The organism is Bacteroides sp. AM07-18 (assembly GCF_003602695.1).
Classification (GTDB): Bacteria; Bacteroidota; Bacteroidia; order Bacteroidales; family Bacteroidaceae; genus Bacteroides; species Bacteroides uniformis.
The window spans coordinates 32201-47069 of the sequence record NZ_QTLM01000018.1; the positions used below are offsets into that span (position 1 = coordinate 32201).

Sequence of the window (14869 nt, forward strand, 5' to 3'; positions counted from 1 at the left end):
ATAATTTAGCTTATGCTATCGTTATAAACAGATTAAAACCATGAAAAGACTTTTATTTCTATTGACATTGTTCGTTGTTCTTGGCATGCAGGCGCAACAGCATGTGATGACTGTTGATGTATCAAAACCGACGGCTCGGATAAATCCTGCCATGTATGGAATCTTCTTCGAAGACATTAATTTCGGTGCGGACGGTGGTTTGTATGCCGAACTGGTAAAGAACCGCTCTTTTGAGTTCCCGCAGCCGCTGGTGGGGTGGATACCTTTTGGCGAGGTGACGGTACAGGACGAGCGGCCCTGCTTCGACCGCAATCCGCATTATGTGCGCATTACCAATGACGGCTGTCTTTTGCGTGCCGGACTGGATAATGAAGGTTATCGTGGCATCGGCCTGAAAAAAGGAGAAGATTACCGTTTCTCCGCCTATGTCCGTACGCCGGATACCAAACCAATGAAGCTTTCCGTCGAACTGGTGAATTCCAACGGAGAGAATCTCCTGAAGAAGGAACTGGAAGTGAAAGGCAGTGAATGGCAGAAGCTGACGGCTGTGCTGAAAGCTCCTTTTACCGATGTTCGCTCGCGTCTGCGTGTTGTGTTGCAGACGGAGGGTACGGTAGATATGGACCACATCTCTCTCTTCCCGGTGAACACTTGGAAGAAGCGTGAGAATGGATTGCGTGCCGACTTGGTACAAGCCCTCTATGACCTCAATCCCGGAGTATTCCGTTTTCCCGGCGGTTGTATCATCGAAGGCAACAGCCTTGCCACCCGTTATCAATGGAAGAATTCCGTGGGTCCGGTAGAGAACCGTCCTTTGAACGAAAATCGCTGGAACTATACATTCAAGCATAAAGCTTTCCCGGATTATTTCCAGAGTTACGGACTTGGCTTTTACGAATATTTCCTGCTGAGTGAAGACCTCGGTGCAGAGCCTCTGCCGGTACTGAGCTGCGGGCTGTCCTGCCAATACGAAAGCAACGAAGTGGTTCCCCTTGGAGAACTCGGCCCGTACGTGCAGGATGCCCTCGACCTCATCGAGTTTGCCAACGGTGCTGCAACCTCCAAGTGGGGAAAGGTGCGTGCCGATATGGGACATCCCGAACCGTTCGGTCTGAAAATGATTGCCATCGGCAATGAACAGTGGGGGGAAGTCTATCCCGAGCGTCTGGAAGTGTTCACGAAAGCCATCCGTGCGGAATATCCCGATATGCAGATTGTAGGTTCTTCCGGTCCGAGTGCAGATGGGGACAAGTTCGATTACCTATGGCCCGAAATGAAACGCATCGGGGTGGATTTGGTGGACGAGCATTATTATATGGCTCCCGACTGGTTCTTTGCCAATGCTGCCCGCTATGATGACTATGACCGTAAAGGACCGAAAGTCTTTGCCGGTGAATATGCATCGCATGACCACCCCACCGGGAAAGCCAATAATTTCTTGGCGGCACTGTCCGAAGCAGCTTTTATGACGGGACTGGAACGTAATGCCGATGTGGTGCGCCTGGCTACCTATGCTCCGTTGTTTGCCCATGTGGATGCCTGGCAGTGGAATCCCGATTTGATTTGGTTCGACAATCTCCGTATGATGCGGACTCCCAACTATTACGTACAGCAGATGTACGGTATGAATGCCGGAACAGATGTGCTGAACCTGCAAATGGACGGAAAACCCGTGACGGGGCAGGACAGCCTTTATGCATCGGCAGTGCTGGATGCTCCTACGGGAGAAGTAATTCTGAAGCTTGTCAATGCGGGCAGCAGATCGGAGAAGGTACAGATAGAGTTCAGCGGATTGAAGAAGCGGCAGCTTGTCTCGGGTTCCTGCACCTATTTGCAAAGTGATGACTGGAAAGCCAAGAATACACTGGAGCAGGAGGCTATTGTTCCACGTATTCGTCCGGTGGAGGTGGCTTCCCGTTCTCTGAGCCTGGAGCTTCAGCCCCGTTCGTTCGGAGTCTATCGTTTGCGGATAAGTACTCAATCAAAATAAATTCCCATTTAGTCACCTATTTAATTATGTGAACTAGTTATGAACACTTATTTAAAGAATTAAATTCAGCCTTTTTTGAACGATTATTCTTCCTTTTAATTATAGGATAGGCGTATCTTTGTGACGGCATACCGGTTCTGCTTGTATGCCGTTGCTAATTTTTATAAACTATTTACCATGAAGAAACATTTCATTACCGGACTGCTTGCGACTTTTGCCATTGCCGCAAGCGCACAGTCCTTCACTGAATGGCAAAACCCTGAAGTAAATGCCGTGAACCGTGCTCCGATGCACACCAACTATTTTGCCTATGAGTCGGCAGATGCTGCGGCTCGTGGAGCAAAAGAACATTCTTCCAATTACATGACTCTGAACGGTATCTGGAAATTCTTCTGGGTGAAGAATGCCGATGCCCGTCCCACGGATTTCTGGAAAGTGGGGTTCAACGACAAGGGATGGAGCGATATGGCCGTTCCCGGTATGTGGGAACTGAACGGTTTCGGCGACCCTATCTACGTGAATACCGGATATGCCTGGCGCAATCAGTTCAAGAACAATCCACCGCAGGTGCCAACGGAGAATAACAATGTAGGTTCCTACCGTCGTGAGATTGTAATACCTGCCGACTGGAAGAGTAAGGACATCATTGCTCATTTCGGTTCCGTGACTTCCAATATGTATTTGTGGGTAAACGGCAAGTACGTAGGTTATAGTGAGGACAGCAAACTGGAGGCTGAATTCAACCTGACACCCTACTTGAAGCCGGGACAAAAGAATCTGATAGCCTTTCAGGTATTCCGCTGGTGTGACGGGACGTATCTGGAAGACCAGGACTTCTTCCGTTATAGCGGTGTAGGGCGCGATTGCTACTTGTATGCCCGTGACAAGAAGCGCATTCAGGACATCCGTGTCACTCCCGATTTGGATACTGCTTATAAGAACGGTTCCCTGAAAGTACAGCTTGATGTGAAGGGTGGCGGCAATGTCAGTCTTGAACTGCTGGACGCTGCCGGAAAACAGGTGGCTACAGCTGTCGCCAAAGGTAGCGCTACTGCCTTGATAAATGTGGAGAATCCTCATAAGTGGACGGCGGAAACGCCTTACTTGTATACCCTGCGTGCCACTTTGCAAGGCAGCAGTGAAGTGATTCCCGTAAAGGTGGGCTTCCGAAAGATAGAGCTGAAAGGAAGTCAGATACTTGTCAACGGCCAGCCCGTTCTCTTCAAGGGAGCCAACCGCCACGAGATGGATCCGGACGGTGGTTACGTCATTTCTCGCGAACGCATGATTCAGGATATTCAGGTGATGAAGCAGTTCAACCTGAATGCCGTGCGCACCTGCCACTATCCCGACAATAATCTCTGGTACGACCTCTGCGACCAATATGGTATTTACGTAGTGGCCGAAGCCAATATCGAATCCCACGGAATGGGTTATGGGGAAGAGACACTTGCCAAACGTGAGGACTATAGGAAAGCACATATGGAGCGTAACCAGCGCAATGTGCAGCGTAGCTTCAATCATCCCAGCGTCATTTTCTGGTCTTTGGGCAACGAAGCCGGCTATGGCGCTAATTTCGAAGCTGCCTACGATTGGATAAAGGCTGAAGACCCGAGCCGTGCCGTACAATATGAACAAGCCGGTAAAACAGGCAAGACAGACATCTATTGCCCGATGTATTATGGCTATGACGGATGTAAGAAATACAGTGAGGATGATTCTATGACAAAGCCCCTGATTCAGTGCGAATATGCTCATGCGATGGGAAACTCGCAAGGAGGTTTTAAAGAATATTGGGATTTGGTGCGTAAATATTCCAAATTCCAAGGTGGCTTTATTTGGGATTTTGTTGATCAGTCTGTACGTTGGACAGGAAAAAACGGTAAGATGATTTATGCCTACGGCGGTGACTTTAACCGTTTTGATGCCAGCGACGGTAACTTCTGCGATAACGGTCTTATCAGCCCCGACCGTGTGCCCAATCCCCACATGTATGAGGTAGGCCGTATCTATCAGGACATCTGGACTACTCCGGCCGACTTGAAGAACGGCGAAATCAATGTGTTCAATGAATACTTCTTCCGTGATCTTTCTGCCTATTATATGGAGTGGGAGGTACTGAAAGGCGGTAAGGTGATACGGACCGGTCGTGTGGATAATCTGAATGTAGCTCCCCAACAGACAGCCAAAATCAAGTTGGACTTGGGCAAGACTTGCCAATGCACCGAGTGGTTGCTGAATGTTTCCTATAAGCTGAAGAACCGTGAAGGATTGCTTTCCGCCGGACATGTAGTGGCAAAAGACCAGTTGACGCTCAATCCTTACCAAGCTCCTTCCATGGAATTGAAGAACTGCGAACAGAGCAATATCGAGATGACGGCTCCCCAAGTACAGGATAACGATTGGAACTACCTCATCGTCTCCGGTGATGCTTTCCGTGTAGAAATCAACAAGCACAACGGTTATCTGACCAAGTACGAAGTGAATGGCCGGGATATGATTAAAGACGGCGAGGCTTTAAAACCAAACTTCTGGCGTGCGCCTGTTGACAACGACTACGGTGCCAATCTGCAACGCAAATATATCGCTTGGAAGAATCCGGAAATCAAACTGACCTCTTTCAAACAGCGCACGGAGAACAATCTGGTGATTGTAGAATCTGCTTACGACATGCCGGGTGTTTCAGCTAAGCTGAACCTTGTTTATGTCATCAACAATGCCGGTGCCGTCAAGGTGACCCAGAAGCTGACTGCCGACAAGAATGCCAAAGTATCGAACATGTTCCGTTTCGGTCTGCAGATGCCTATGCCGCGCAGCTTTGAAACCGTTGAATACTATGGACGCGGTCCGGTTGAAAACTATATTGACCGTAATCATTGCGCCGACTTAGGCATTTATCGCCAAAGTGTGGCCGAGCAGTTCTATCCCTACATCCGTCCGCAGGAAAATGGAACAAAGACCGATATTCGTTGGTGGAAGATGTTGGATCAGTCTGGTAATGGCATCAAGATTGTGGCAGCCGCTCCCTTCTCCGCATCTGCCTTGCACTATACCATCGAGTCTTTAGATGAAGGCTGGAGCAAAGAGCAAGGACACTCGCAAGAGGTGGATGAAGCTGATTTGACTAATCTCTGTATCGACAAGGTGCAAGCCGGTCTGGGTTGCGAAGACAGTTGGGGACGTATAGCCCGTCCGGAATACCTGGTGCCATACGCTGATTATGAGTTTACGTTCATCCTTTTTCCCGTATGCCATAGTATCGGAATAGAATAACATTTCTTCTCAGTGTATTACATACTGAGAAACAGATTTTATAACACTGAAGCGGTCGCCTTTCCGATGGGGGAGGGTGACCGCTTTGTGTTGATGTTTTGCTTGCTTCTGTATATTTCTTTGTTTTATTGTTTCTGATTTCGGCAAATGCAATCCGTCAGATGGTCGTTGATAAACCCCGAAGCTTGCAGATGGGCATAGCAAATGGTAGAGCCGAAGAACTTGAATCCCCGTTTTTTCATGTCTTTGCTCATGGCATCTGATTCGGGAGATGATACTGGAATCTCACTCAATGACTGAAAATGATTGATAATGGGGTTCCGGTCGGGGAAGAAGGATAGCGTATAGTTGTAAAAGCTGCCGAATTCTTTCTGTATGACAAGAAACTGCTTTGCATTGGTGATGGTCGACTTGATTTTCAGACGGTTTTTCACGATGCCGTCAAAGTGCATCAGCCGTTCCACGTCTTCGTCGGTCATTTGCGCCACTTGCGCGGCATCGAAATTGCAAAAGGCTTTGCGGTAGCCTTCCCGCTTTTTGAGGATGGTTATCCAGCTCAGTCCCGCCTGGGCACTTTCCAATACAAGAAACTCGAATAGTGTCTTGTCGTCTGTTACCGTTTTTCCCCACTCTTCATCGTGGTATTTCACATACAGCTCGTCGGTTCCGCACCAGCCGCAACGTCCGTTTATAATGTCTTGCATAAGCGTTATTTTTGTAATGAGGTGCTAAGGTAGTGCTTTCATTCCGAATAAACAAATCTATCTATTCTAAATGGATAGATTTGTTTATTCAGAATGGAATGTTTATATTTGTATCTGAATATAAATGACATAGCCCTATGATAAGCAAATCGGATATAGTAGAAGCCATACGTGTGCAACGTGAACGGTTGAGGAAATTTCAAAGTTTCCGACGTGACCTATTGTTGTCTTTACCTCCCTTGGTAGCAGACTATGCACTGATTATATCTGGTATTCGCCGTTGTGGTAAGAGTACATTGCTGGCACAATTATCGGTGGATAGATACAAGCCGGAAGAGGTGCTCTCCTTGAATTTTGATACCCCTTTACTGTATGGATTTGAATTCAGTGATTTCCGTATAGTGGATGAAGTTATTAAGGAACATGAAGGGTGTATCGCTCTTCTTTTTGACGAAATACAGATTGTTGATGGTTGGGAGGTGTATATTCGGGGCAAGTTGGATGAAGGGTTTTATGTGGGAATCACCGGCTCCAATGCTTCGATGTTGAGTCGTGAATTGGGCACGAAGTTGACAGGAAGACATATTACGAAAGAACTGTTCCCTTTTTCGTATGCTGAATATTGCGGTTTTACGGGTAAGACTATCGGTGACAGTTCCTTGTACGACTATCTGCATCAGGGTGGCTTCCCTCAATACTTGCAACTGGATGATCAGGATGTTCTGACGGATTTAGTCAATGATATAGTATATCGTGATATTGCCGTGAGATATAATATACGTGATGACCACTCTTTGAAAAGTCTCTTGGCCTATTTGATGGGGAATGTGGGCAATCTGGTGTCTGCTACAAAACTGAAACAGATACTGGGAATGAAAAGTACTTCTACTGTGTCTGATTATTTCTCTTATTTCGAACAGACTTACTTGATAAACTTTGTTCCGAAATTTTCATATTCATATAAAGCGCAACTGTTGAACCCGAAGAAAGTGTATTGTGTGGACAATGGTGTTGTATTTGTCACCTCTCCATCTTTCACCCGTGATGAGGGTCGGAGGCTGGAGAACATGGTTTTTGCGGAATTGCGTCGCCGTTATTCTGAGATATTCTATTATAATGAGAACCGGAAGGAATGCGACTTTATAGTTGTACGCAATTCTGTGCCCCAGCTTGCCATCCAGGTATGCTATGCCTTGACCGCAGAAAACCGGAAAAGGGAAGTAGATGGCTTACTGGATGCCTTGTCTTTCTTCAAGATGGGGCATGGACTGATACTCACTTATAACCAACATGACAAATTTTCCGTAGGAGATAAAACGATAGAAGCATTGCCGGTGTCTGAATATTTTAAAGACTAATCTTCTTGTCTCTTGCACTCCACCACATGATACAGCGTGCCGAACCGTGTTCTGCGGGATGGCACTTCATGTTTCTGCAGTATCCTTCCGAATACATTCACTCTCTTGGTGGACAGCGGGATGGCGCTGTACCGGCGCAGGCGGTTCAGTATTTCGGCAGACGACAGCCATTCTCCCTCCTCGTCATTTCCGGCAACGCGGAAATAGTGGTAGAACAGTTGCTCTTCGGGCGGTATCTGTTCGAAATCGTGGTTGTTTTCCGTCATAATCCGTTCGTCCGACTGGTCGAACCAATAGCGTTCGCCGTGGTCCAGTTCGTGCATGGCCTGGGTATAAAGCTGGTTGTAGTCTATCGGGCGGTTGGTGTCTATTGCTTCCGTCACTTCTATGCAGATGAACCGGCGACTGCCGCTGGGGTCGGTCAGCAAGTCCTTCTGGTTGCTGGTGGCGATGAACGAGGCGTATCGGCGCATCTCGAGCACGGCATTGGCGTATGGCTTGCGCACGTTGACCACCGGCTTCTGGAGGATATGTTTCAGGAATCCTTGCTGGGTGCTGCTTATCTGGTCGAATTCATCGATGTTGATGAGCGCAAAACGGTTGAGGTAAAGCTCAGCGTCACGCTTGCGCGAGAAGTCGATGCTGTCCGTATAATAGGCACGCAGCTCGGGCGGGACGATGCTTCGGCAAAAGGTGCTTTTGCGGGTGCCTTGTGCACCTACCAATAAGGGGGAGACGCTGTTGGCATATTTCTTGTCGGTATTGCCGCGCCAGTGTGCCACCATGTTGAGAAACCAGCGGTGGAACAGTTCGGCCCAGTACGGGTTGTTGCAGGGTACTGTCCGGGCGAGTGCCAGGATACGGTCTTTCCCGTCCCAGTGCGGAAGGTCGTACAGATAATCTTCCAGCGGATTGAATACCGGGATGCGGTTGGAGTAGATATATCGGCTGATGTCCCTATCCCACAGGGGAATGCCTTCGCTCTGTGCGTCGAGGGCAATGCTGTTCAGCGTGCGCTTGTCGATGGGGGAGAAGCGGAAACGGAACGAGTGGCGTTCACGGTATTCCACCTCACCCACTTGGGTGTTGTAGCGGAAGTCGTAGCGGCGTTTCATGAACTCGTCCGTCTGTATGGCAAGTCTTTGCTCTTTGCTGAGGCTGCTTTGGGTATTGAAGCCTTTGTTCTCTTGGTAAACGCTTCTTATAATCTGCCGGATGACAGTCTCTTTTTGGCGTAGATAATAATGGAAATAGGTACGCTTCACGGTCTCTTCTTCGGGGATGCCCGAACGGAAACAGTTCTCGGCAAGGCGCACGGTCAGGGAGTGCAGGCTGTTGTCGGCACCGGCACCCGTCGCTTCGGCGAAAGTCTTCTGCAAGGCGGCCTCAAACAGCATGATGATGGCTTCTTCGGCTTCATATCCCGGCACGGCGCGCGTCAGGGGTGACTTCTCGTCTTGCAGGGCTTCCCGATAGGTGGTTTCGTCGGGCATGGAGACGGGCTGTGCAAGATAGAACTGTATGGAGTCCGGGCGGTACATGGCTTCGGGGTCGAAGGAGAGGCGGGAGTACTGTTCCAGCTTGGGCTCTTTCAGCAGAATGTCGAAAGGCAGTTGGGGCTGGTAGCATTTCACGGCAAGGCGGTAGGCATGGGCGTGGAACACCTCGGCTTCTTCCCGTTTGCCCGGCAGCGAGTTGTTCGGACGGGTGAAGGTAGTCCAAATCTTTACAGTCCGTCCGCTGGAACCGGTGAATACGAGCCGCGTCTGGGGCTGTTCCCAGGCAAGACGTTTCACAAGGGCTATTTCGGACTTGCCGGAAAGCGGGCCTACGGTCAGTTCCACGATGCCGTTGTAGGTTTTCATCTGGCAAACACCGTTCGTCTTGCGGAATTCGGCTGCCGGGAGTACTTTGGGCAGTCGGTCTGCCTCGTTGCAGCGCTTGCCGGGCAAGCAGTATCGCAGTTGCTGGCGGAAAGTGGATACGGGCTGGGTTTTGGTCTCCGTTTTGATTTTCTGTAGGAAGGTGTCTAAGTCTGTCGTGCTCAGTGTCAGATTCCCGTCTTTTTCTCTCAGTTGGGTGATTTTCATTTCTATTTTTTGTTTTGTCACATGCAGGCAAAATGGTTTGCTTACAGTGTACTAAGGTACGACAATCAGGCTCTTTTTGCAAGTGATTCCATGCTTTTTTAGGTCGATTCCAGCGTTTTTCTGTGGAAAATCTGATGTTTTGAGTCGAAAAAGCAGGTGATTTGGGATGCTTTGTGCAGACTTCCACGCTGGTTTTGCTTGTCGGAACAATAGTTTCCGGCTATTGAAACAAAAGGTTTTACTTGTTGAAACCAATGGTTTTCCTAAGGGAAACTCTTAGTTTCTCTTGTTGAAACTTTTGTTTTAGAAGGTTGAAACCAATAGTATTTGCTTAAGAAACTAAAAGTTTCATACTGAGAACTAGGCATATAGCACTATTCTGTGGTGAATGAAGTAAGTATCGGATACTGCTTTTGTTATGGCGTGATGGATGGTTGTGAAGATTTTTATCTATCACGGGTATCTTTCACGCTTTAATCGGTTTATAATCAAAAGGATATCCCCCTCTGCGTGATAGCATGACAGATGTTTTTCAAAAATAAACTTTGTAAGAGCTGAGCTGTCCGGATGCTTCAATCGTTGTAGCTGTATTCTTCGCTGTATCTCTCGAATTTCGGTTCTTCGGCAATTCCGTATTGTTTGAAAACCTGACGGATATATGCTTGTGCCTTTGGAAACAAGCCTTGTTCCTGGCGGTAAAAGCGATAATAGGTGGTCTTGCCAAAGTGTCCTACAAGCTGGTTCCTCATCGGGGCTGCACATTTGTGGGGTACATTGTCCAGCAGGTGCCGGATGCCCCATGCAACCCGGCACTTCAGGGCTTTCCGGAAATGAGGGCAGTTGGTGGTATCGGCAGGGATACAGTTCGGATTGATGATGCTTAAAGTAGGACATTGCGAGGTGCAATTGGTAGCAGCCAAGTGGTGCAGGCATTCTTCCTTATGGACGCACTGGCTGTTGAAGCAATGTGCAAAGCCATAAGGCACAGACTGGTAGTCGAATTTATTTTCCATATGTTGTTTGCTTGTCTACGGTTAGGGTGTAGAACACGGCTGTAAAGGTAAGGAATAAAGCCTTGTTTGAAGTATTTGCAGACAAAAAAAGAGCATAATTCTTCTTTAAAGTGAGCTGAACTTGCTATATTTGTCATAATTCCTAATATCTGGTATATGAAAAATAGAGTAAGTTTTTTTTGTTTGCATACGTGTCTTCTCCTGTTCAGCTTTTGGACAATGTATCCTGCCTTGGGGCATGCGGCTGATGGGAATGTTATTTCCCGTTTGAAGTTCAAGCAGATTTCTACATTAGACGGATTACCGACGGATGAGGTCCAGAAAATATATCAGGATAAGGAAGGTTTTTTGTGGTTTGCTACCCGGTATGGTTTCTGTAAATACGACGGTTACCAGATTACTGTCTATAAATCGAGCTTGAATACTCCCGGTTTGTTGACCAGTAACAACATTTATTGTTTTGCCGATGACAATGACGGCTTCTTGTGGATTGGTACACAAGAGGGGTTGAACACACTCAATAAGAAAACCGGAGAAATCCGTCAATATACTGCGCCTGCCATTCCAAACAATGCGGTCTCATGCCTGTTGGTCACCCGGGAAAATGAGGTATGGATTGGTACGGATTCTGGCTTATGCCGGTATGTGGCAGAGAAGGACTCCTTCGTGATGTATGACGGCAAGTCCACCGATGGTATATTTCCCGCAGCTTCCATCAAATCGTTGTTCGAGGACTCGGATGGGGATTTGTGGGTCGGTACCTGGTCCAGTGGTCTTTTTCGTTATTCCCGGAAGGAGGATAAATTCTATGCATATCCCAAAATCAATGAACGGAACTCGGCACATGTTATCTATCAGGATTCAAACCGGAAAATGTGGGTCGGTGGCTGGGATTGCGGATTATTTCTCTTGAATCACCCAAAGGATATGGCAAACGTGTCTTATACGCATTATTCGCATAGGATAGGGGATGATGCCAGCTTGTCGGACAATATTGTTTATGATATTGTGGAGGATGTACACACCCATACCTTGTGGATAGGGACCCGGGTGGGGCTGAGCATTATGAAGCAGGAGAATCCCGGTACATTCATTAATTACAAGTCGTTGCATTCGGCATATCATATACCTTGTGATGAAATAAATTCACTGTTGCGCGACCGCTTCAATAATATCTGGCTGGGTTCCATTGGCGGCGGTGTCCTGATGATAGACACGAAACAATCTCCGTTTGCTTTCTATTCTTTGAATCTGGCAGAGGATGACGTGCCTACTACTGCCGTCCGCGCTTTGTTTGCCGATGCAGATAAAGACCTTTGGCTGGGTACCGGAAGTTATGGGCTGGCACGCAAGGATTATGAAACCGGTGTGTTGTCGTTCTTTTCCCATATCCCGGAATTCTCGGATATTCCCGGTGTACCCACGGTCAATTACATTATTCAGCGTAAGAATGGAGAAGTATGGTTCGCTACCTATGACGGTGGTATCTTGATTTATGAGAAAGGAGAGAAAGTGAAGGTGCTGACTGAATCCGACACGCCTTATCTCTATTCGGATTGCGTTTCGGCCTTGTGTGAGGACAGTAAGGGGAATTGTTGGGTAGGCTGTCGCGGCGGTATGGGAATCAGTTTGGCCGATGGAGGGCATTATAGGTTCGGAACACTTTCTTTTGCCGGAGGCGGGTTGGCGGATTGGTATCATGTGAAGGATATTGTGGAGGATGCGGATGGCAGCTTCTGGATTGCGACAGCCAACTATGGAATTATACATATTATGGGGGATGTGCAGCATCCCGAAACGCTGAAATATAGTAACTATAGTTATAACAACGGCCAGCTGGCAACGAACTCGGTGTTGTGTTTGCATGTGGATAAATCGGGAAGGCTATGGGCCGGAACTGAGGGAGGAGGGTTGTATCTATATGATTATAAGGAAAATGTATTTACGGAAAAGAATCAGGAATATCAGCTGTCTGCCGACATGATAGGGTCTATAGAGGAAGACAGGCAAGGGTGTCTATGGATGGGGACTAATATGGGGCTGGTACAGCTTTTTGTACCGATGGACGAGAATTTGGCTACGGTCCGTGTCTATACGACAGCAGACGGTCTGCAGGATAACTTTTTCATATCACAGTCTTCTTGCAGTAGGGAGGGCGAGTTATTCTTTGGAGGAAATAAGGGTTATAACAGTTTCCTTCCTGCATCTCTGGAGAAAGACAATGAAGCTGTGCCTTATCTGATTACGGATATAAAAATCTTCAACCGTTCTTTTGCGGTATTGGAACCGGAGGTCAGAGAACGGATTTCTTCTGTCATGCCTTCGTTTACGCGGAAGTTAGATCTGCCTTACGGATATAATAATTTCAGTATTGAATTCGCATCTCTTACTTATAAGAATCCCGGTTTAAATCGGTATGCTTATCAGCTTGTAGGTTTTGACAAGGATTGGCAATATACGGATGCCAACCGCCGTTTTGCCTATTATAATAATTTGAAGAGCGGTACTTATCGGTTCCGTCTGAAAGCCACCAATGAAAATGGCATTTGGAGTCAGGAAATCCGTGAACTTGAGGTGGTGGTATTGCCACCGTTCTGGGCTACATGGTGGGCTTATATCATTTATGCACTGATAGGGGCAGCTATTGTCTGCTTCATTCTCCGGACAGCAAAGAACAGGATGCAGCTGCGTAATGAGCTGCATCTTCGGGAGATGGAGAAGTCCAAACTGGAAGAACTGAATCATGCCAAATTGCAGTTCTTTACAAATATCACGCATGAACTGCTGACTCCGCTGACCATTATCTCGGCTACCGTCGATGAGTTGAAGATGCGGTTTCCCGGGCATGACGACCTTTATACGGTAATGGGTAGCAATATCAGCAGGCTCATCCGTCTGTTGCAGCAGATTCTTGAATTTCGTAAAGCAGAAACCGGCAATCTGAAGTTGCGTGTCTCTCCAGGAGATGTGGCGGCGTTTGTGAAAAATGAAGCCGAATCTTTCCTGCCGCTTGTCAAAAAGCGCAAGATACATTTCTCCGTACTCTGTAATCCGGAGTCGATTATCGGTTATTTTGATACGGACAAGCTGGACAAGATTCTCTACAACCTGCTTTCCAATGCCGCCAAATATAATAAGGAGGGTGGCTATATACAAGTCACGCTGATGTATGCCGAAGACAGGGACTTCGTCCGGTTGCATGTAAAGGATAATGGCAGTGGCATTTCAAAGGACAAGCAGAAGAGCCTCTTCAAGCGGTTCTACGAGGGGGATTACCGGAAGTTCAACACCATTGGTACGGGCATCGGCCTTTCTTTGGTAAAGGACTTGGTGGAGCTGCATGGAGGAAGCATTGAAGTGGAGAGCGAGGAAGGCCGGGGAACGGAATTCATCGTGACCTTGCCCGTAGACCGCTCTTACTTTAAGGAAGAACAGATTGATGAGGAAGCTGTACTTCCGGTACAGAAAACCGTTACCTATCTTGAAGAGGAGAATGCGGAGAATGTGGTTGCTGAAAAGCCCAAAGCGCATACCATATTGGTGGTGGAGGACAATGAGGAGCTTTTGCAGTTAATGGTCCGGCTGCTGAAACGTGAATACAATGTCCATACGGCCGAAAACGGTCAGGAGGCTGTGACTGTGCTTGACAATGAGGATATTGACCTGATTGTTTCGGACGTGATGATGCCCGTAATGGACGGCATCGAGTTTTGCAGGTATGTGAAGAACAAGTTGGAACTCAGTCATATTCCCGTGATTCTTCTGACAGCCAAGAACAAGGAGGAAGACCGTGCCGAAGCTTATGAAGTGGGGGCGGATGCCTTTATCAGTAAACCGTTCAACCTGGCCGTGCTGCATGCACGCATCCGCAATCTGCTGAAATACAAAGAACGCAAGGCGCATGACTTTAAGAACCAACTGGTGTTCGAAATCAAGGAACTGGACTATACCAGCATTGATGAGGACTTCATGCAGCGTGCCATTGACTGCGTAAACCGCCATCTGGAAGATTCAGACTTCGACCAGCCCCAGTTTGTGGAGGAGATGGGCACCAGCAAGTCCACCCTTTACAAGAAACTGAAATCCCTGACGGGACTGAATACTTCTGCCTTTATCCGTAACATCCGTCTGAAAGCGGCCTGCCGCATTATGGAGGAGAAGGGGAGTTCTGTGCGTGTTTCCGATCTGGCGTATGCCGTCGGTTTTAATGACCCGAAATATTTCAGTTCTTGTTTCAAAAAGGAATTCGGCATGTTGCCGACGGAATATCAGGAACGCTTCATACAGTCATAGATCAAGTCAAATTATGCTTCAATTAGGTCGAATAACTAAAATTCTACCTCGTAGAAGCATTATTGGAGGTCTTCCTATCAGCATTCGCCTACATTTGCCATTGTTTTCACGGTTAAAATGAAGAGTGAAAGTGAAACAATTAATGTTT

7 protein-coding genes are annotated in these 14869 nt (G+C 47.6%); 4 read left to right on the plus strand and 3 right to left on the minus strand.

The features are described from left to right. Positions 1-40: 40 nt before the first annotated feature. Together DW096_RS16930 and DW096_RS16935 are read left to right on the plus strand one after the other, a co-directional pair. Positions 41-1990 carry an alpha-L-arabinofuranosidase C-terminal domain-containing protein gene (locus DW096_RS16930; protein WP_005830131.1) on the plus strand — a complete coding sequence of 650 codons (1950 nt, stop codon included), beginning with the start codon at positions 41-43 and terminating at the stop codon, positions 1988-1990. A gap of 177 nt (positions 1991-2167) precedes the next feature. Beyond that, complete coding sequence (locus tag DW096_RS16935; protein WP_005830133.1) at positions 2168-5263, plus strand: glycoside hydrolase family 2 TIM barrel-domain containing protein; 3096 nt, start codon at positions 2168-2170, stop codon at positions 5261-5263. 125 nt (positions 5264-5388) lie between these two features. Here DW096_RS16935 and DW096_RS16940 read toward each other — a convergent pair whose 3' ends face one another. Continuing rightward, positions 5389-5967, minus strand: a complete 579-nt coding sequence (locus tag DW096_RS16940; protein WP_005830137.1) for a DNA-3-methyladenine glycosylase I — start codon at positions 5965-5967, stop codon at positions 5389-5391. Positions 5968-6104: 137 nt separating this feature from the next. On the opposite strand from DW096_RS16940, the gene DW096_RS16945 reads away from it, so the two are divergent. Beyond that, the gene (locus DW096_RS16945) at positions 6105-7325 is read left to right on the plus strand and encodes an ATP-binding protein (protein WP_005830138.1); all 1221 of its coding nucleotides are present in this window, start codon (positions 6105-6107) and stop codon (positions 7323-7325) included. Here DW096_RS16945 and DW096_RS16950 read toward each other — a convergent pair. Together DW096_RS16950 and DW096_RS16955 are read right to left on the minus strand one after the other, a co-directional pair. Continuing rightward, positions 7322-9415: a BT4734/BF3469 family protein gene (locus DW096_RS16950; RefSeq protein WP_118931131.1), complete on the minus strand. Its 2094-nt coding sequence runs from the start codon at positions 9413-9415 to the stop codon at positions 7322-7324. The two genes, DW096_RS16945 and DW096_RS16950, sit on opposite strands and share 4 nt — an antisense overlap. A gap of 572 nt (positions 9416-9987) precedes the next feature. Continuing rightward, entirely contained in the window at positions 9988-10428 is a 441-nt protein-coding gene (locus tag DW096_RS16955; RefSeq protein ID WP_005830148.1) for a DUF6078 family protein, read from the minus strand. Between the two features lie 156 nt (positions 10429-10584). Between DW096_RS16955 and DW096_RS16960 the strand changes: the two genes are divergently transcribed. Next, the gene (locus DW096_RS16960) at positions 10585-14721 is read left to right on the plus strand and encodes a hybrid sensor histidine kinase/response regulator transcription factor (protein ID WP_057252965.1); all 4137 of its coding nucleotides are present in this window, start codon (positions 10585-10587) and stop codon (positions 14719-14721) included. Positions 14722-14869: the final 148 nt, after the last annotated feature.

What these genes read in the sequence shown, in the direction of transcription:
- DW096_RS16930 (WP_005830131.1), top strand. Translation starts at nt 41, where the DNA reads ATGAAAAGACTTTTATTTCTATTGACATTGTTCGTTGTTCTTGGCATG.
- DW096_RS16935 (WP_005830133.1), top strand. Translation starts at nt 2,168, where the DNA reads ATGAAGAAACATTTCATTACCGGACTGCTTGCGACTTTTGCCATTGCC.
- DW096_RS16940 (WP_005830137.1), bottom strand. Translation starts at nt 5,967, where the DNA reads ATGCAAGACATTATAAACGGACGTTGCGGCTGGTGCGGAACCGACGAG.
- DW096_RS16945 (WP_005830138.1), top strand. Translation starts at nt 6,105, where the DNA reads ATGATAAGCAAATCGGATATAGTAGAAGCCATACGTGTGCAACGTGAA.
- DW096_RS16950 (WP_118931131.1), bottom strand. Translation starts at nt 9,415, where the DNA reads ATGAAAATCACCCAACTGAGAGAAAAAGACGGGAATCTGACACTGAGC.
- DW096_RS16955 (WP_005830148.1), bottom strand. Translation starts at nt 10,428, where the DNA reads ATGGAAAATAAATTCGACTACCAGTCTGTGCCTTATGGCTTTGCACAT.
- DW096_RS16960 (WP_057252965.1), top strand. Translation starts at nt 10,585, where the DNA reads ATGAAAAATAGAGTAAGTTTTTTTTGTTTGCATACGTGTCTTCTCCTG.